This window comes from Lysobacter sp. cf310 (assembly GCF_900114355.1).
In the GTDB taxonomy this organism is placed as follows: domain Bacteria; phylum Pseudomonadota; class Gammaproteobacteria; order Xanthomonadales; family Xanthomonadaceae; genus Lysobacter.
In genome coordinates this window covers 435,625-454,156 of sequence record NZ_FOSS01000004.1, presented here as the reverse complement: position 1 = coordinate 454,156, position 18,532 = coordinate 435,625, and the positions used below count along the sequence as shown (strand labels likewise).

Here is an 18,532-nt window from a genome sequence, read left to right as displayed (position 1 = left end):
CGTGTGAACGCGGCGACGTGGGGCACGCTCAATACGCCACTGCCTTCATGGGGTGCGCGCGCTGCCGCTCGGGCTTACTTCTTCAGCCACTTCAGCAACGACTGCCAATCGGCCTGGTGCTCGCGGATCTGCGCGGAGTGGTAGTCGAACAGGCTCTTACCCAGCGCGGTCATCACCACATAGGCCTGGCTGTCGCGCAGTTGCCCGACCACCGGATACGGCCATTCGCTGAGCAGCTCCACCGCCTGCTGGGAGGCGTTGGTCCAAGGCTTGAGCTTGTTGCCGACCAGGCCCACGCGCAGCTGGCCGCGACGCACGCGCGGGTGCTTGGCCAGGGTGTCCAGGAACGGGACCGTGGCTTCGATGTCCAGGGTCGAGGGCTGCACCGGCACGATCACCGCATCGGCGACCTCGAGGAAGGCTTCCAGGTCCTCGGCCATCGCGCCGGCCGGGGCGTCGATCACCACCCGCTGGGTGTCCTCGGGCAGGCCCTTGCGCCAGGCCTTGCGGCGCGTGCCGTCCAGCGGCAGTACCGCGCTGTCGAGGGTGGCGCGGCGCTGCGCCCATCGGGTGGAGGAACTTTGCGGATCGGCATCGACCAGCGCGGTGCGCAGGCCTTCTAGCGCCGACTGCGCGGCGAGATGGGTGGCGATGGTCGTCTTGCCCACGCCCCCCTTGGAACTGGCCACCAGCACGGTCTTCATGCGAGCTCCCTCTAGGCGGAAGCCGCAGCGTACACCGGGGGTGGGGTTGGGGCTATCGCGGGGCGGGCGCCGGGGGCGGCGTGGCCCGGGGCGGACGGCGGACGGTCTGGATCGGCGCACGCCGCGTGGGATGGTCCCGGCAACCAGCCCCGTGGCGGGTCGACGCGCCGGCCGCGCTCGACCCGCCAGGCCTCCGCGACCGGCCTTTCGCCCTTTGCGAACACCCGCAGGGACCCGTCCGGCTGCGTCGGCTGATCGTCACGTCGGACGCCGCGGCATACGCCTTGCGCATGCGGACGCCGCCCATGGCGGCAGTTCGTCCAAGGCCGCGTGCATGACGTTGCCGAGCTCATGGACGTGGTGGATGCGGTGGTGATCGGCGCGCGACGCGCGCCGCCGCTCAGCGGGGCTGCACGAACCTAACGCGGCGCCAAGCGGTACTCCTCCGCGGCGCTGGAATCCGGTCGGCCGGTGAGGATCAAGGCGCGACTGCCCGGATCGGACGGCAGCCAGTCCGGCGGCGGAGCGTCGGCTTGGCCGGTTTCGGCCAGCCAGGATTCGAATCCGGGGATCTCGCCCTCCAGCAACAGACGCAGGGGCTGCTCCGCGCGCAAACGATCGGCGGACTCGGACAGGCGCAAGGCCAGCCAGCGATCGCGACGCAGGCGTTCGCGCCAGAGCGCATCGGAATCGTCGGGGATCGAGCCCACCAGTAGCGCCGTGGCCAGACCGCGGCTGGCGAGGTCGTCGGCGTCGGTCGCCATCCGACTCAGCACATCGATGCAGGCCTGGCGGCGTCGCGGCGGAGGCTGCGCGCACAGTGCGGACAACTGGGTGAATACGGGCGTCGGCAGAGCGCTCACGAAGTCCTGCGCCAGAAATCCGACCGCGCCGGCCTGGGTGCCGGCGTAGCCGGTCTCGGGCCGCATGCGCGCGGCGGCGCAGGCGCCGATCGCCGGGCCGGGCACGCGCCGCAGGAGTTGGGTCGTCTCCTGCGCGTACTCGGAATCGAACAATCGATAACGGCGCGCGCTGGCCGCACGCTGCAGCACGGCGTCCGCGGCCGCCTCGTCGCGATTGCGCGCCTGCAAACCCAGCAACCAGACCGCGGCGTTGTCGGGCTCGAGTTGTTGCAGGCGCCGCAAGGCCGCATCGGGGTCGCAGTCCGCGGACGCGGCCAGACAGCGCAGCGCTTCGACCCAACGCACCAGCGGGTCGTCGGCGCCGTAGCGCACGGCGTCGGCGTAAGCGGCGGCGGCCTGGATGCGGGCATCCGTGTCGTCCGCGTAGTGACCGAGCAGGCTGGCCGCGATCAGGCGGGCGCGCGCGTCGGGCTGGGTCAGCAGGCCGCGCGCGTAGGCCTCGCCGGCCTCCCGGTACTGGTCGATCCAGACCCCGGGATCGCACTCGGCCGCCGTCGCGGGCGGCGATTCCGGCGCGGCCGAGTTCTGGACCGCGACACCCGCGCCGCGCGCTTGCGCGGGCGGCGACGAGAGCAGGCGCAGGCCGACGACGGCCAGGATCGCCCAGCCCGCCAGCAGCGCGATCCCCATCCAAGCCCTTCGTCCCTTCATCGACCTCGTCCCTGTATGCCGCTGATTGCGTCCACCGCGATACGCAGCAGAGCACAGCCGGCGCACACGGCCAAGACGCCAACCCCGCCCGCCAGCGTGCGCTGCGCTGAACCGGTGGCGCCCATCGCGGCGTGCGCGAGCGCTCGTCGATGCCCTTTCCGTGGCGCACCTTCTACACAAATTTTGTGTGTATTGGCCGCACTAACGACGAACGCGACGTGACATCCCAGCAAAAAATTTTCCAGTAGAGAAATTTTCGGGTAGGGGTGGCCGACCTCCCCGCGTTACACAAAGTGTGCCGAGCGACAGCGCCGCCCTTCGATCGCGACGAAGAGCGTCGCGCTCGGCACGAACGATCGCCCACGCCCATCCGCCGTCTCCCTATGTGCGCACGAACGTGCGGCGCAGCGATCCCCTACGGCCCGTCATCAGGAACACCTCGAATGAAGAAGGCGACTTTGAAGAAGAACGCAGCGATCGGATTGACGGCGGCCTGCGCCGCCGTGCTGCTGTGGACGCAACGCGATGCGACTCCGAACCACGACACCGCATCGCAGACGAACGGCAACGCCGGCACCGGCACCTATGCCAGCGGCATCGCCGCGCCCCCGGCCTCGCTGCGCGTGGCTTACACCGCGCCGACGCCGCGCTCGCCCGCGCAGGCCAAGCTGGGCGCCGGCCAGTTGCTGGAGGCCGTGCAGACGCTGCCTCCGGAGCTGCGCGCGCAGGCGCTCGCGGCCGCCGCACAGGGCACGCCCTCCGCGCAGGCCACGACCGTCGCGTCGGTGCGCGCGCAGATCGCCGCGCTGGACCGCGCCGGCATCCCGCTGCGTTGGCGCGAAGGCGAGAAGGTCAAAGTCAACGTCGACCTGGCGCTGGACTACGCCGCCATCCAGAACCCGCACCTGCTGGCCCAGGCCTCGGGCGCACTGCTTGCCGTGCTGCGCGCCGGCGGCATCCAGGCCCAGGACATCCCCGGCTCGCCGGTGCTGGAAGCGCTGGTGCCGCTGGCGCAACTGGAATGGGTGGCCGGCCAGGACGCCGTCGCGGGCGTGGACCTGATGCACATGGCCGACACGGTCGCGTTCTCCGACGGCGCCACCGCCAGCGGCATCGACCAGCTGCGCGCGCTCGGCAATGCCGCCGAGCTGCCGCAAGCGCTGCGCAAGAACCTGCAGGGCGAAGGCCTGACCATCGCGATCATGGACCAGTTCGGCAACACCGCCGGCGAAGTCGCGGCGCTGCAGAATGCGGGCGAGTGGCCCAGCAACACCGCCGCCGAGCCGGACAACCTGGTGATGACCCCGCCCACCGGCAAGGCGTTCGGCGCGGGCGGCGCGAAACACGGCAACGCGGTCACCGAGATCGTCTACGACATCGCCCCCAAGGCCAAGTTCCGGGTCTACGACGCCGGCGCCAACGCCGACTGGGTCAGGGGCATCCAGGATGCCGCCAATCTCAACGCGCAGAACCAGCCGCAAGGCGAACCGCGCGCCCAGGTCATCACCGCCTCGCAGGGCGGCATCGCCGGCGCCCCGGGCGACGGCACCGCCACCTCGGGCGTCTACAAGGGCCTGTACGACGCGATCGACGCGGCCAGCCGCAACGGCGTGATCGTGATCAACGCCGCCGGCAACCACGCCCAGGCGCATTGGGACGGCGACAGCGGCGGCGCCGCCATCGCCAACGTGGCGCAGGACTTCGACACCGCCACCGCGGGCGTCCAGGACACCAACATCCTCTCGATCAATGTCGGCCAGGGCGCCGCCTTCGCTCAGTGCTACCCGCTCTTCACCGCGGCCGGCGCGGCCGTCGCCAACCAGTTGCCCATCACCGCCTACCTGAGCTGGAACGACTGGGTGTCCAACGGCAACCTCGTCGATACCGATTACCGTCTGGAACTGGTGCGCTGGCGCGACCAGACCCAGACCTTCGGGCGCGATCCGGTCACCGGCCGCTGGGGCAACATCGTCACGCCGGCCGGCTGGGTCGCGGCCACGCAATCCGATCAATCGCAAAACGGCGGTGCCGGACAGGAGCCGCTGGAAGGCTTCAGCTTCGTGCCGTCCTCGAACATGGCCACCGCGCGCTGCGTCGACGCCTACCGCGGCCTGAGCCTGGGCGGCGCGGCCATCTCCGGCGGCGGCATGTTCGCGTTGCGCGTGGTGCGCAAGAGCGCCGGCGCGGCCAACTTCCTGCGCATCACCACCGGCAAGCTGCCGCTGCAATACGCCCAGAACGAGCGCTCGATCCTGCATCCGGCCGACTCGGCCAGCGTAATCACGGTGGCGGCATTGAACGCGGCCGATTCGGCGTTGGAAGCGTACAGCTCGCGCGGGCCGGTGCTGGCCGCGGGCGGCGCGCGCCCGGCCGGTCAGGCGGCGGGCAACGCCAAGCCGGACCTGGGCAGCTTCGCCAATGTCGACACGGTGTCCTACGGCGACAACGCGTTCAACGGCACCTCCGCCGCCGCTCCGCACATCGCCGCGTTGGCGGCGCTGGGTCTGCAGCACCAGCGCCAGCTCAGCCACGCCACCGAGCCGGCGGCGCTGCCGGCCAACGCCACGGCGCAGCAGAAGGCCGATCGTGCGGCCTTGTTGAGCCAGCGCCGCAGCCTGCTGGCCGATGCGACCTACGACTCGCTGGTGCAGGTGGCCGGCACTCAGGGCAACGATCTGGGCGCGGTGGGCTTCGACAGCAGTTTCGGCAACGGGCGCTTGAAGTTCCACGCCCAGTCGCAGGCCTGCTTCCTGTCGGCGCTGTACGCACCGGCGTACCGCAGCCTGCTACCGGCGCAGGCCTCGCCGCTGCCGGCGGGCCAGCTGAGCTACGACCAGCTGCGCAGCGCCAACAGCGCGACCTGCTCGACCGTGAACTGAGCCAGACCACGCCCGCGGCCCGTGCGCGGGCAGGTCGGCGGCGCCGGAGCGATCCGGCGCCGCTTTTTTCGCGTCAACCCAGCGCCACCCGCGCCCACAGCGGCAGGGTCGCCAGCGACAACAGCAGGCCGTAGCCGACCATGGCCGCGGCCAGGCGCGGCGCCAGTTGATGCGCGATCGCCAAGGCGCCCGCGGTGACCATCGGCGGCATCGCCGATTCCAACACCGTCGCGCGCGCCATCTCGCCGTGCAGGCCCAGCCACGGCACCAGCACGCAGGCCAGCGCCGGCATCACCGCCAGCTTCAAGGCCAGGCCCGACAGCAGCGGCTTGAGTTCGTCGCGCGGCAGGGCCAGCTTCACCGACAGGCCGATGGTGAGCATCGCCAGCGGCAGCAAGGCGTCGGACAGACGTTGCAGGCCGCCGGCGATCCAGCTCGGCGGCTGCGCCGGCATCACCGTGAAGCCGATCAGCAGGGCCCACAGCGGCGGGAAGCGCAGCACCCGGCGCAGCATGTCGCGCGCGTTCGGCGCGGTGTCGCCGCCGTAGCGCGCGAGCACCCACAGGCCGAAGGTGGACAGGATCAGGAAGGCGCCGAACTGGTCGTAGACCACCGCGTAGGGCAGCGCGTGCTCGCCGATCAGAGCGCGGGTGAGCGGATAGCCGAGGAAGCTGGTGTTGCCCAGCGCCACGGTCAGCAGCAGCACCGCGTGCTCGTCGCGGCGGAACTTGAGCCAGCGCGACAGCGCGCCGACCAGGATCACCGTCGCCCCCAGCAGCAGCCAGGGCACGGCGGCCACACCCAGCAGGGCCGGCTCCAGGTGCAGGCGCGGCGCGTAGCGCAGCACCGCGGCCGGCAGGCAGACGTACAGCACCACCAGGTTCAAGGTCTGGGCGGCGTTGTCCGGCAGCGCGCGCAGGCGCTGGAACAGATAGCCCAGCGCCAGCATCGCCAGCACCAGGGCAAAGGCGTCGAAGGCCATCGCGTTCGCGGTCGGCGCGCCGCAGGGCGCGATGGGCCATGGTCGCGGTTGCGGCCCGCGCGCTCAAGCGCTCTGCGGCGCGCGCTCCGGGCCGATATCATGGCGGCGACCTCGAAGATCCCTCCATGACCGACCTGCAAGACCTGACCGCGCTGATCCGCGCCAATACCTCCCTGATCGTGATCGAGACCCGCGACGAAAGCCGCGTGGTCGAACTGTTCCGGCAGGCGCTGATGCAGGTGTGGCGCGCGCTGTACCGCTGGTCGATCACCGAGGGCCTGCGCCGCGTCGATTTCGATCGCGACGACGAGGAGACCCGGGTCGCGCCCGACATCTCGGCGACCCTGCAGGCGATCCGCGACGCCGACCAGCGCGGCATCTACCTGCTGTTCGACGCCCATCCCTATCTGGGCTACGCCAGCACCCAGCGCCAGCTGCGCGAGATCGTGCAGCGGCGCGGCTGCCAGCCGCACGTGCTGGTGCTGATCGGGCACAAAGTCGAACTGCCGCCGGACCTGGACTCGCTGGCGGTGCGCTACACCCCGCGCCTGCCCGACGCCAACGCCCTGCTCAAGCTGGTGCGCGAGGAAGCCGAGAACTACATGCGCGAGCACGGCGGGCGCCGGGTCGAGGCCGATGCCGAGGTGGTCAAGCAGATCGTGCGCAACCTGCAGGGCCTGGACCCGGTCGATGCGCGCCGGATCGCGCGCCATCTGATCTTCCGCGACGGCGCGATCGCCGCCGACGACCTGCCGGAACTGGCCAAGCTCAAGTTCGAATTGCTCAACCGCTCCGGGCACCTGCATTACGAATACGACAGCGCGCGCATGAGCGATGTCGCCGGCGCGCGCCGGCTCAAGCGCTGGGTCGAGCAGCGTCGCGCGGTGTTCACCGGCGGCGAGCCGCCGCCGGGACTGGACCCGCCCAAGGGCGTGCTGCTGCTGGGCGTGCAGGGCTGCGGCAAGTCCATGCTGGCCAAGGCGGTCGCGGCCGGCTTCGGCGTGCCGCTGGTGCGGCTGGACTTCGGCACGCTCTACGACAAGTTCCACGGCGAGACCGAGAAGAACCTGCGCGCGGCGCTGGCCTCGGCCGAACAACTCGCGCCCTGCGTGCTGTGGATCGACGAAATCGAGAAGGGCCTGGCCAGCGACGGCGGCGACGGCGACGGCGGGGTGTCGCGGCGCGTGCTGGGCTATCTGCTGACCTGGATGGCCGAGCGCAAGTCGCGCGTGTTCCTGGTCGCCACCGCCAACCAGATCGACGCGCTGCCGCCGGAGCTGCTGCGCAAGGGCCGTTTCGACGAGATCTTCTTCGTCGACCTGCCCGACGCCTCGGCGCGCATCGAATTGTTCGCGCTGCATCTGCGCAAGCGTTCGCTGGAGCCGGACAGTTTCGATCTGCCCGCCTTGGCCGCGGCCAGCGACGGCTTCTCCGGCGCCGAGATCGAGCAGGCCATCGTCGCGGCGCTGTACGCCGCGCATGCGGCCGGTGCGCCGATGGCGGATTTCCAGCTGCGCGCCGAGCTCAAGCAGACCCGTCCCTTGTCGGTGATGATGGCCGAGCAGGTCGAAGGCCTGCGCGAGTGGGCGCGCTCGCGGACGGTGCCGGCGGATTGATCGGTGGGTCGTGGGTGCCTATGGCGCCGCGACGATGCGGTTCGCCTAGGGCCCACCGCATCCTGCGAAGCGGGGCCCGAGGCGGGCGCGCTCCGCGTGCTTCGTGAGAAAAGCGTGTGTCGTAGGGTGCGGCGGTAACCGCACCGTCGCATCGCTACGAAGTCGCGCGACGATGCGGTTCGCCTTGGGCTCACCGCATCCTGCGTGGCGCTTGGCGATGCGACGCGGTGAGCGCTTACGCCTGCGGCCGCACCATCAACGCCTCGAACCCCGCGATCAGCGCACGCAGGCCGTAGTCGTAGTCGGCCTCGGTGTCGTTCTGGCTCAACACCGTCTGCGCCTGCGCGAGCAACGGATAGCGCTGCGGATCCGGCGCCATCGGCGCCTGCCCGGGGCCGCGTCCGGCTTCGGTCGCGGCCTGTTCTTCCAGCAGCCAGCCGATCGTGTAGTAGCTCAGCGAAATCATCGCGCGCAAGGCGTCGGCCGGGGCGAAGCCGGCCTCGACCAGATAGGCCAGCTCGGCCTCGCCGTCACCGAACTCGCCGGCCTGCGGGCGCGTGCCGATGTGCACGCGCGCGCCGTCGCGGTGCGCGCGCAGGCAGCGCCGGAACTCGTGCGCCTGGGCGGTCATCCAATCGCGCCAGTCGGCGTAGGCGGCGCGATCCACCGGGCGCTGCTCGGCCAGCATCGCGTCGGCCAGGGCATCGAGCAGTTCGCGCTTGTTCTTGAAATGCCAGTACAGGCTGGGCTGCTGCACGCCCAGCGCCTCGGCCAGGCGGCGCGTGGTCAGGCCGTCCATGCCGACCTCGTCCAGCAGCTTCAGGGCAGCCGCCACCACCTTGTCCCGTTGCAGTTTCATCGCGCTCCGGCCGTCGGGGCCTTGTTCCTCTATCGGCGATAGATTAGCATGCGCACCGTCTATCACTGATAGGGAAATGCCGTGAGCACCCCATCCCCCACCCGGACCGCGCCGCCGACCCGGTCCCCTACCCGCTACGCCCTGGCCCTGATCCTGGCCACGGTCGCGCTGGACGCGATCGGCCTGGGCCTGATCGCGCCGGTCCTGCCGCAGCTGCTCGATTCCTTCGGCCTGCAGCGCAATCTGGCCCTGCACGCCGGCGCCCTGACCGCGCTGTACGCGCTGATGCAATTCGTGTGCGCGCCGGCGCTGGGCGCGCTCAGCGACCGCTATGGCCGCCGCCCGGTGCTGCTGTTCTCGCTGCTGGGCAGCGCCTTGGACTATTTGCTGATGGCCTGCGCGCCCTGGCTGTCGCTGCTGTACCTGGGCCGCGCCATGTCCGGCCTCAGCGGCGCCAGCGGCTCGGTCGCCGGCGCCTACATCGCCGACATCTCCGACGAGTCCCAGCGCGCCCGCCGCTACGGCTGGATGGGCGCGAGTTTCGGCCTGGGCCTGGTGGCCGGGCCGGTGATCGGCGGCCTGCTCGGCGCGATCTGGCTGCGCGCGCCGTTCGCGGCCGCGGCCGCGTTGGCGGCGCTGAACTTCGGCCTGGCCTGGCTGGCGCTGCCCGAGCCGGCGCGCGAACGCGGCCGCGCGCCGGCGCTGCGCGATCTGGTGCCCTGGCATTCCTTGCGCGAACTGGGCCGGCTGCCGGACCTGGCGCCGCTGCTGTGGCTGTACCTGGCCATGCAGCTGGCCGGGCAGGTGCCGGGCACGCTGTGGGCGATCTACGGCCACGACCGCTTCGGTTGGAACCCGACCGCGGTCGGTTTGTCGCTGGCCGCGTTCGGCGTGATGCACGCGCTGTTCCAGGCGCTGGCGACCGGCCGCATCAGCGAACGCTATGGCCCCGCCCGCAGCCTGGTCGGCGGCGTGGTCAGCGACGTGCTGGGTTATCTGACCTTCGCATTCGCGCGCAGCGGCTGGACGGTGGCGCCCGGCCTGCTGCTGGCCGCGGGCGGCGGCATCGGCGGGCCGGCCTTGCTGGCGATGTCCAGCGCGCGCACCGACGAAGCGCGCCAGGGCGCGTTGCAGGGCGTGCTGGCCAGCCTCGCCAGCCTGGCCGCGGTGATCGGGCCGCTGGTGTTCGGCGCGGTCTACGTCGCCGGTGCCGGGCATTGGAACGGCTGGGCCTGGGTCGTCGGCGCGGCGCTGTATGTGCCGTGCATTCCGGCCTTGCGTGCGCTCCTGCGTGGCGCGCGCGGGCTGGCCGCACGCGGCGCTAGCGCCGATGCCGCGACGGGCTGAGGCCGGTGGTGTGTGGCGGCGTGCAGTTACGAGCTTGCGCGACGATGTCGGCGGAGAGCGCGGGCGTTCGTAGCGGCGCGACGATGCGGTTCGCCTGGGGCTCACCGCATCCTACGGGCGGGAAGCGCGGCTCGAAAAATAAATCGTCCTTTTGCAAAGGGGACGGCTGAGCGGTGATCGAAACCAGCGACCGGATCAGCCGCCGCTGCGTTTCACGTACACCCAGGCGCGTCGCCCTGAGGCCAAAGGCGCTTCGACGCGTTCGTAGGCGTCGACTTCGTAGGCGTCGGCATGGCGCAGCTCTGCGGCGGTGATCGCGAACACCGTGCCGGCCACGGTGTCGGCCGGGTCGTCGCTGCGCTCGACGATGGGGTGGTAGGCCTGGCCGCTGGTGGCCACGACCTGGGCGTCCTCGATCTTGAGCAGGCTGCGCCGATAACCGAGCAAGGCGTCGGCCTGGCCGTGCAGCAGGCGGCCGAAGGTCGCGCGCTGCACGCCGTCGTCCTGCAGGGTGCCGTAGGAGAACAGGGCGTGGTCGCGGGCGTCGTCGCTGCTCATGCGGCGTTCCGGGCGGATGCGGCGACGCTCAGGCGGCCGCGAGGTCGAAGGAAATGCTGATGCGTTCGCCGCGGCCCCGGTAGGGCAAGGTGCGGTGGAACACATAGGACGGAAACAGCAGCAGGCGGCCCACGTGCGGACGCACCAGGCGCAAGGCGTCCGACGGCCATTGCGGCAGGCCCGCATAGGGTCGGCCGAACTCGATCCAACCGGCGTGATCGGGGCCGGCGTGATCGGGGCCGGCTTGATTGAGATCGGCGTCGGCGATCGCCTCGGGCAGCTCGACGTAGTACGCACCCGACAGCCAGGAGTCTTCGTGGATGTGGGTGTCGATGTAGCCGCTCTCGGCGGCCTGGGTCGCCCATACGTGCAGGCGGTACTGCCGCGGCGCGTTGCGCAGGAAAACGTCGTCGCGCGCGTCCGCGGCGGCGATGCGCCGCTGCGCATCGGCGATGAAGGCGTCGATCGCCGCGCGCAAACGCTGCTCGAAACCGACGATGGCCGGGGTGCGGTCGACGAGCAGGTCGCCGCTCAGATAAGCCTGACGCGCGGCCAGTCCGGCCGGCTCCCAACGCTGCTGGCTGTGGCGGCGGATGTCTTGCGCCAGCGCCGCATGGAAGGCCGCGGCATCGGCGTAAGCGGGCGGCGGCGCCAGATCGACCGCGTGGATGTGACGTTGCAGCCCCAGCAGGTCGACCGCGTCGGCGACGCGGCCATCGGCGGCCAGCGCCACGCCGAGGTGGGCGATGCTGCGCTGGTCGTCGCCTTGCCGCCGCAGCGCCGCGCTCAGCTGCTCGTGCGCGGCCTGGGCCCGGCCGGCGTGCAGCAGTGCGATGCCGTGCTGGCGTTGCAGCACCGGCGTGTCCAGGCCGCGCGCGAGCGCGGCGGCGTAGATCGCGGCGGCATCGCCGCCGCGGCCGTTCAAGATCAACTGATCGCCGAGGATTTCGACGCTGGCGGGATGGTCCGGCTGCAACTGCAGGGCGCGGCGCGCATGCGCTTCGGCGCGCGCGGGCTCGCCGAGCTTGCGCAGCAGCACCGCGGCGTTGCGATGCGCCGCGGCCAGGTTCGGGTCCAGTTGCAGGGCGCGTTCGGCCGACCGCAGGCCCTCCTGCAAGGAAGACCGATCGAACAGATTGGACAGCAGCACGGCCAAGGCCTGGTGCGCTTCCGGGTCTTGCGGCGCCAGCCGCAAGGCATTGCGCGCGGCCGCGATCGCCTGCGGATATTCCTGCAGTCGGCTGTGCGCGGCCGACAGGTTGTTCCAGGCCTCGGGCCAATTCGGATCGCGCTGGGTCGCGGCGCCGAACCCGGCCGCGGCGGCGGCGTAATCGCCCAACTGAAAGACCGCGTTGGCGTAGCGGAACGCCGCGCGCGCATCCTGCGGCAGACGCCGCATAGCCAGTTGCAGCAAGGGCGCCGCGGCCGCGGCCTGGCCGGCGTGCAGCAGGCGCGTGCCCAGGTCCAAGGCGGCCGGGCCATCGTCCGGTCGCAGTTGCTGAGCGCGCGTCGCCGCCGCCAGGCCGGCCTGCGCGTCGCCCAGCGCCTGCGCGGCCACCGCCAGCATGCGCCAGGCATCGAAGCTGCTCGGATCCTGCGCGAGCACCGCTGCGCAACGCAGGCGCGCCTGCGCCGCATCGCCGCGCTGCAAGGCCGCGTAGGCTTCGCGCAGCAGAGCCGCAACGGCGCTCATGTCGGCCTGCCGCCGCCGATCGCGGGACGATCGCCCGAACGCCGTCGCGCGAGCGCCCCGCGATCGCTCATCAGTAGCCCGCCGCCTGGCCGTCCTTGCGCGATTCGCTGGCGCCGACGTAACCGCCGTGGGGATTGACCATGATGGCCTGGTAGCCGCCGTAAGGGCCGTTGGCGAAGCGCACGCTGTGGCCTTTGCGCATCAGCTCGCGCACGGTCTCGTAGGAATAGCCGGTTTCCAGATCCAGCTCGCCGCCGTCGCTCATCACCGTGGCCTGCCCGGCCGGTTCGGTGGAACCGTCGTGCTGGATGCGCGGCGCGTCGCCGGCTTCCTGCAGGTTCATGCCGAAGTCGATCAGGTTCATCACGATCTGCGCATGCCCCTGCGGTTGCATCGCGCCGCCCATCACCCCGAACGACAGCCAGGGCTTGCCGTCCTTGGTCACGAAGGCGGGAATGATGGTGTGGAACGGACGCTTGCCCGGCGCGAACGAATTCGGGTGGCCTTCCTTGAGCACGAACTGTTCGCCGCGGTCCTGGAAGATGAAGCCCAGGCCCGGCGCGGCCATGCCGCTGCCCATGCCGCGGTAGTTGGACTGGATCAGCGAGACCATCATGCCGTCGGCGTCGGCCACGGTCATGTAGATGGTGTCGCCCTCGTCGAGCTCCTTGGGCGTGGCCGGCTGCACCTCGCGCGCGGCCTTGTCCATCGAGATCAGCTTGCGGCGTTGTTCGGCATAACGCTTGGAGATCAGCTGTTCGACCGGCAGCTTGCCGAAGGCCGGGTCGGCGTACCAGCGCGCGCGATCGGCGAAGGCCAGCTTCTTGGCTTCGGCGAACAGATGCACGTGCTCGGGGCTGCCGAAGCCGTAACCCTTGAGGTCGTAGCCTTCCAGGATATTGAGGATCTGCAGCGCGGCGATGCCCTGGCCGTTGGGCGGCAGTTCCCAGACGTCGTAGCCGCGGTAGTTGCTGCTGACCGGCTCCACCCACTCGCCCTGGTGCGAGGCCAGGTCGTCGTAGCTGAGGTAGCCGTCGTTGGCCTTGAAGTAGGCGTCGATGGTGCGCGCGATGTCGCCCTTGTAGAACGCGTCGCGGCCGCCGTTGGCGATCTTCTCCAGGGTCGCGGCGAGGTTGGGATTCTTCCAGGTCTCGCCGGTGCGCGGGGCGCGCCCGTCGATGGTGAACTGCTCCTTGAAGCCGGGCCACTTCGACAAGCGCGGCACCGAGGCGTTCCAGTAGTAGGCGATCACCTCGTGCACCGGATGGCCTTCGCGCGCGTAGCGGATCGCCGGCGCGAGGTCGTCGGCCATCGACTTGCGGCCGAAGCGGCCGTGCAGGGCGAACCAGGCATCGACCGCGCCGGGCACGGTCACCGGCAGCGGGCCGTAGGACGGCACGTCGCTGAGGCCGCGCTTGCGGAACTCGGCCAGGCTCAGCGACTTGGGCGAACGCCCGGAGCCGTTGTAGCCGTAGAGCTGCTTGGTCTTGGGATCCCAGACGATCGCGAACAGGTCGCCACCGATGCCGCTGCCGGTGGGTTCCATCAAACCGAGCGCGGCGTTGGCCGCGATCGCGGCGTCGACCGCGCTGCCGCCCTGCTTCATCACGTCCAGCGCGATCTGGGTGGCCAGCGGATGCGAGGTGGCGGCGATCGCATGCGGCGCGTAGATCTCGCTGCGGGTCGCGAAGGCTTTGCCGGTGACGCGGTCGGCGGCGGCGGCCGGCGCGGCGTGGCCGGCGGCGAGCAGGATGCCGAGCAGGAGCAGCGGCAAGCGGTGGGGCACGAGGCGTGAGGTCATGGCGCGGCTCCGCGGATCGGACCGCGACGATAACGCAGACCGGCGCGCGAGGGAGCGACGCGGTTGGCGGATGGGGTCCCGACGGCGGTGTATGCGGCGATCGCGCGTGGCATGCGCGGTCTCGCGTGCGCCTGATCGGCGCGGACGTTCGCGTTTGCGCGGTCGCGGCTTGCGCCGCTCCTGCCTGGACGGGGCGATGCAACGCGAGGTCCGGTCCGCCGCGCCCGATATCAGCCCGACGGCATCTGCGCCGCGACCAGGCGCAGGTGCTGCAGGGCGGTGTCCAGATCGGCCGCCAGCGGCAGGATCGTCGGCCAGTCGTCGTCGCGCCCGGCCGCTTCCAGGGCGGCGGCGGCCTGCGCCAGTTCGGTCGCGCCGACCATGCGCGCGGCGCCCTTGATCTTGTGCGCCTGACGGGTGAGCGCGACGGTGTCGCCGCCCTCGCGCGCGGCGTGCAGGGCGGCCTGGTCCTGCGCGGTCGCGGCCAGGAATTCCTCGAGCAGGCTGTGCGCCTCGGCGGGCGAGCCGCCGGTGAGCGCGGCCAGCACGTCGGTGTCCAAGGCCTGATCGCGATCCAGTTGCGGCAAGACCGTCGCCGCGGTCGCGCCCGTGCCCGCGGGTTTGCCGTCGCCAGGCCGCGTGTGCGGCAGCCAGCGCTGCAGGCAGGTCGCCAGCTGCGGCACCGACACCGGCTTGCTCAGGTAGTCGTCCATGCCCGCGGCCAGGCAGCGTTCGGCCTCGCCCTTCAGGGCCGAGGCGGTCAGGGCCACGATCGGCGTGTGCGTCAGGCCTTCGCTGCGCTCCTGCTCGCGGATCGCGCGCGCCAGGGCATAGCCGTCCAGGCCCGGCATGTGCACGTCCGACAACAGCAGGGCGTAGCGACCGCTGCGCCAGCGCTCCAGCGCCTGCAGGCCGTCCTCGGCCGATTCGCTGGCGTAACCGGCCAGGGCGAGCTGGCGCGCGATCACCATGCGGTTGGTCGGATGATCGTCGGCCAGCAGCACCAGGCTGCGCTCGCGCTCGGCCTGCTCCAGGCTGGGCATGGGGCGCGGCGCGATCGTGGCTGGCGGCTCGGACCCGTCGGGCTCTGCGGGCAGTTCCGACTCCGGCGCGCGCGCCAGGCTCACCACCAGTCGCATGCTGGTGCCCAGGCCCGGCCGGCTTTCCATGCTGACCTCGCCGCCCATCAGCTCGGCCAGGCGCCGGCAGATCGCCAGGCCCAGGCCGGTGCCGCCGTAGCGGCGCGTGGTGTCGCCCTCGGCCTGGCTGAAGGGCTGAAACAAATGACGCTGCTGTTCCTCGCCGACGCCGATGCCGGTGTCGGTGACGCGGAAGCACAAGGTGTCGCGCACCGTGCCGTCGGCGTCCTTGGCGCTGGACTGCCACTCCAGCGCCGCCTGCACCAGGCCTTCGGCGGTGAACTTGAGCGCGTTGGACAGAAAGTTGCCGATCACCTGGCGCAGGCGCAGTCCGTCGGCGCGGTGCGCCGGGCCGACGCGCGGGTCGATTTCGCACAACAGGTTCAGCCCCTTGCTGGACGCCGCGCCCGCGTAGTTGGCGACCGTGCTGCGCAACAACGCCGGCAGCGCGACCACGGTGGGCGACAGCTCCAGACGGCCGGCCTCGATCTTCGAGAAATCCAGGATGTCGCCGATGATCTGCAGCAGCGAGGCGGACGACTGCTGGATCACGTTCAGCGCGCGGCGCTGGTCGGGGTCCAGGCGCGAATGCGCGAGCACTTCGAGCATGCCGGTCACGCCGATCATCGGGGTGCGGATCTCGTGGCTCATCGCGGCCAGGAACGAGGACTTGGCGCGGCTGGCCTCCTGCGCGCGCGCCTCGCTCGCGCGCAGTTCGCGTTCGAGGCGGCGGATCGCGCTGAGGTCGGCGGCCACCAGCAACAAGCCGCCGTCGCCGCCGTCGGGCTCGCTCATCGCCGACACCGCCACCAGCGCCGGCACCCAGGTGCCGTTGCGATGGCGCAGCATCATCTCGCGCGGCGCCGCGCGCATGCGCGCCAGCTCGCGCAGCGCGGTCCAATCGGCCAGCACCGGCCGGCCGAGGCGGTCGCCGAGTTCGTACGCCAGCGTCTGCAGGGCCTTGGGCTCGAACAGGGCGTGCAGGCGCTCGCGCGCGAGCAGGTCGGTGGCGTGCCAGCCCAGCAGCTGCTCGGCGAAGGGATTGACCAGGCTGAACTGGCCGCGCGCGTCGACCGCGACGATCGCGGTCTGGGCCGCGTCCAGCAGCGAGCGCTGGAACTGCTCGCGGCGCTCGAGTTCGGCGCGCGTGCGTTCGTTGCGGATCAGCTGGCCGGTGAGTTCGTTCTCGAAGCCCAGCACGTCGCGGCGCATTTCCATGAAGGCCTGCATCACCGTGGCCAGCTCGCCGCTGGGCTCGTGCTTGGGCACGGCGGTGTAGTCGTGCTCGCGCATGCGTCGCGCCAGCCAGGTCAGGCTTTCGACCCCGCGGTAGGCGTTGCGCAGCACCTTGCGCCCGACCACGGCCGCGATCAGCAGCGCCAGCACCGACAGGCCGATGCGCAGCGCGCTGGTGCGCCGGCTGCGCACGATGTCGTCGCGCACCACGCTGTCGGCCTCGACCAGGGCCAGATCCGACAGCAGCTTCAGGCGCTGGGTGACCGGATCGATGGCCGGATACAGACGCGTGTCGGCGAACGCGCCCAGGGCATCGATGTCCTCGCGCAGCAGGATCGCGCGCAATTCGGCGGCGGCCGCGTCGGCGGCCACGCGTGCCTCGGCGGCGGCGCGGAAGTGGACCTGCTCTTCGGGCGTGCGCGGCAGCTGCGCCAGCACCGCCCAGCTTTCGTCGATGCGTTCGCGCGCCTCGTCGATGGTGGCCACGCCCTCGCGCCAGGGCACCAGGTTGTTGCGCACGCGGAAAGTGGTGTCGACCACGTCCAGGCCGTAGGCATCGGAGACCATCTTGATCCGGCGCAGGCTGCGCAGCGAATCGTCGCGCAGGGTCAGCAGCGATTCGCGTGCGCGGTATTGGGCGATCTCGTCGATCACCAGCACCGTCGCGCCGGTCAGCAGCAGCAGGCCGAACAAGGCCCACAGCTGGCGCCGGATGCTGAGCGAGCCCAGCCAGGCGCGCATGCGGCGCGCTCTACTCCGGCCGCCGCCAGCGGCCGAGCACGCTGGGCAGATCCTCGCCCGGCACCGGTTCGGCGATCAGATGGCCCTGGGCCATGCCGCAGCCCAACTCGGCCAGCATCTGCCAGTCGTCGACGGTTTCCACGCCCTCGGCGACCACGTCCAGACCGAGCTTGCGCGCCAGGTCCAGGCTGGCCTCGATCACCGCGCGCTTGCGCGGCTGTTCCTTGGCGCCGGACACGAAGCCCTGGTCGATCTTGAGTTCGGTGAACGGAATCTGCGACAGCTGCGAGAGCGAGGAATAGCCGGTGCCGAAATCGTCGATCGACAGGCCGAAGCCCTTCAGGCGCAGGCGCGCGAGCACGCCCAGACCGCGCGCGGCGTCGCTCATCAGCGAACTCTCGGTGATCTCCAGCACCACTTCCTCCGGCTCCACCCCGGCCTCGCGCACCAGGTGCTGGAAGCGGTCGGCCGCGCCGCTGTCGGCCAGGGTCGCGGGCGAGACGTTGACCGACAGATTCAGGCGGATGCCCTGCTGGTCCCAACGGCGCTTCCAGCGGCAGCCTTCGACCAGCATGTGATCGGTGAGCAGATCGACCAGGCCTTCGCGCTCCATCATCGGCACGAAGTGCTGCGGCCGCACGATGCTGCCGTCGTGGCGGCGCCAGCGCGCGAGCGCCTCGACCCCGACCGGCTTGCCGTTGCCGAATTCGACCTGCGGCTGAAACCACGGCCCGATCTCGCCGGCCGCCAGCGCTTCGCGGATCAGCAGCGGCGTGACTTCGACCGGCTCGTCGGTCTCGGCGGCATGCAAGGCATGCTCGTAGCCTTCCAGTGCCTGCTGCAGCTTGGCCAGGGTCAGCGGTTTTTCGACATTGCCCAGCACGCGCAGGCCGTAGGCGCGGGCCATGGTCTGCACGGTGTTGAGCAGGGCCGGATCCAGCGCGCTGACCACCGCCACCGAACGCGCGAGGCTGCGCTGGGCGACATGGTCGATGAATTCGATGCCGTCCATGCCGGGCATGTCCAGATCGACCAGGATCACGTCCGGCGGCGTGCGCACTTCCTCGAGCAGGCGCAGCGCGCCGGCGCCGTCGGCGGCTTCGAGCACGTTGACCACGCCCAGCTCGGCGAGCAGGCGCAGCGCCATGCGGCGCTGGAACCCGTGATCTTCCACCACCATCACGCTAAGCGTCGTAATCGACATGCCGTTCCCTGGTGAGAGCCCTGCCGTGGCCACGATGCGGGGCGGCGCGATCGCAACGGCCCGACTGTATCCGTGCATAGCGTTCAACGGGAATGGCGCCGACGAACGGTCGCGGCCCCGGCATGGACGAGGGCACGGGGCCCGGATGCCCGCCCCGCCTGCCTTTCAGGGCGAGGCCACCGGCCGCCGGCCAGGCAGA

General features: G+C 71.2%; 12 protein-coding genes. 3 read left to right on the top strand and 9 right to left on the bottom strand.

The genetic code is table 11. From position 1 onward, the window contains the following. Positions 1 to 74 precede the first annotated feature (74 nt). Positions 75 to 704 (bottom strand): ParA family protein, encoded by a 630-nt coding sequence (locus tag BMZ45_RS16500; RefSeq protein ID WP_091637614.1) that lies wholly within the window; start codon positions 702 to 704, stop codon positions 75 to 77. A gap of 419 nt (positions 705 to 1,123) precedes the next feature. Next, positions 1,124 to 2,257, bottom strand: coding sequence for a hypothetical protein (locus tag BMZ45_RS16495; protein ID WP_091637613.1), 1,134 nt, complete (start codon positions 2,255 to 2,257; stop codon positions 1,124 to 1,126). A gap of 464 nt (positions 2,258 to 2,721) precedes the next feature. Between BMZ45_RS16495 and BMZ45_RS16490 the strand changes: the two genes are divergently transcribed. Beyond that, positions 2,722 to 5,157 (top strand): S8 family serine peptidase, encoded by a 2,436-nt coding sequence (locus BMZ45_RS16490; RefSeq protein ID WP_175489118.1) that lies wholly within the window; start codon positions 2,722 to 2,724, stop codon positions 5,155 to 5,157. Between the two features lie 73 nt (positions 5,158 to 5,230). Here BMZ45_RS16490 and BMZ45_RS16485 read toward each other — a convergent pair whose 3' ends face one another. Further along, positions 5,231 to 6,139: an AEC family transporter gene (locus tag BMZ45_RS16485; RefSeq protein ID WP_091637611.1), complete on the bottom strand. Its 909-nt coding sequence runs from the start codon at positions 6,137 to 6,139 to the stop codon at positions 5,231 to 5,233. A gap of 125 nt (positions 6,140 to 6,264) precedes the next feature. Here BMZ45_RS16485 and BMZ45_RS16480 point away from each other — a divergent pair, with 125 nt between their 5' ends. Further along, positions 6,265 to 7,755: an AAA family ATPase gene (locus tag BMZ45_RS16480; protein ID WP_091637610.1), complete on the top strand. Its 1,491-nt coding sequence runs from the start codon at positions 6,265 to 6,267 to the stop codon at positions 7,753 to 7,755. Positions 7,756 to 7,990: 235 nt separating this feature from the next. Here BMZ45_RS16480 and BMZ45_RS16475 read toward each other — a convergent pair whose 3' ends face one another. Beyond that, on the bottom strand, positions 7,991 to 8,614 hold the full coding sequence (locus tag BMZ45_RS16475; RefSeq protein WP_091637609.1) for a TetR/AcrR family transcriptional regulator C-terminal domain-containing protein: 624 nt from the start codon (positions 8,612 to 8,614) through the stop codon (positions 7,991 to 7,993). A 141-nt stretch (positions 8,615 to 8,755) separates the two neighbouring features. Here BMZ45_RS16475 and BMZ45_RS16470 point away from each other — a divergent pair, with 141 nt between their 5' ends. Continuing rightward, positions 8,756 to 9,961 (top strand): TCR/Tet family MFS transporter, encoded by a 1,206-nt coding sequence (locus BMZ45_RS16470; RefSeq protein ID WP_091637775.1) that lies wholly within the window; start codon positions 8,756 to 8,758, stop codon positions 9,959 to 9,961. A 195-nt stretch (positions 9,962 to 10,156) separates the two neighbouring features. Here the strand turns inward: BMZ45_RS16470 and BMZ45_RS16465 are convergent, their stop codons facing one another. The 5 genes from BMZ45_RS16465 to BMZ45_RS16445 form a co-directional block, all read right to left on the bottom strand. Further along, positions 10,157 to 10,519 carry a gamma-glutamylcyclotransferase family protein gene (locus BMZ45_RS16465; RefSeq protein ID WP_091637608.1) on the bottom strand — a complete coding sequence of 121 codons (363 nt, stop codon included), beginning with the start codon at positions 10,517 to 10,519 and terminating at the stop codon, positions 10,157 to 10,159. Between the two features lie 28 nt (positions 10,520 to 10,547). Next, on the bottom strand, positions 10,548 to 12,212 hold the full coding sequence (locus BMZ45_RS16460) for a putative 2OG-Fe(II) oxygenase (RefSeq protein WP_091637607.1): 1,665 nt from the start codon (positions 12,210 to 12,212) through the stop codon (positions 10,548 to 10,550). A gap of 70 nt (positions 12,213 to 12,282) precedes the next feature. Beyond that, a complete protein-coding gene (gene ggt, locus BMZ45_RS16455) occupies positions 12,283 to 14,013 on the bottom strand; it encodes a gamma-glutamyltransferase (protein ID WP_091637606.1) in 1,731 nt (576 codons plus the stop codon). Between the two features lie 230 nt (positions 14,014 to 14,243). After that, positions 14,244 to 17,129, bottom strand: a complete 2,886-nt coding sequence (locus tag BMZ45_RS16450) for an ATP-binding protein (protein ID WP_091637605.1) — start codon at positions 17,127 to 17,129, stop codon at positions 14,244 to 14,246. Positions 17,130 to 17,139: 10 nt separating this feature from the next. Further along, positions 17,140 to 18,333, bottom strand: coding sequence for an EAL domain-containing response regulator (locus BMZ45_RS16445; RefSeq protein WP_175489116.1), 1,194 nt, complete (start codon positions 18,331 to 18,333; stop codon positions 17,140 to 17,142). Positions 18,334 to 18,532: the final 199 nt, after the last annotated feature.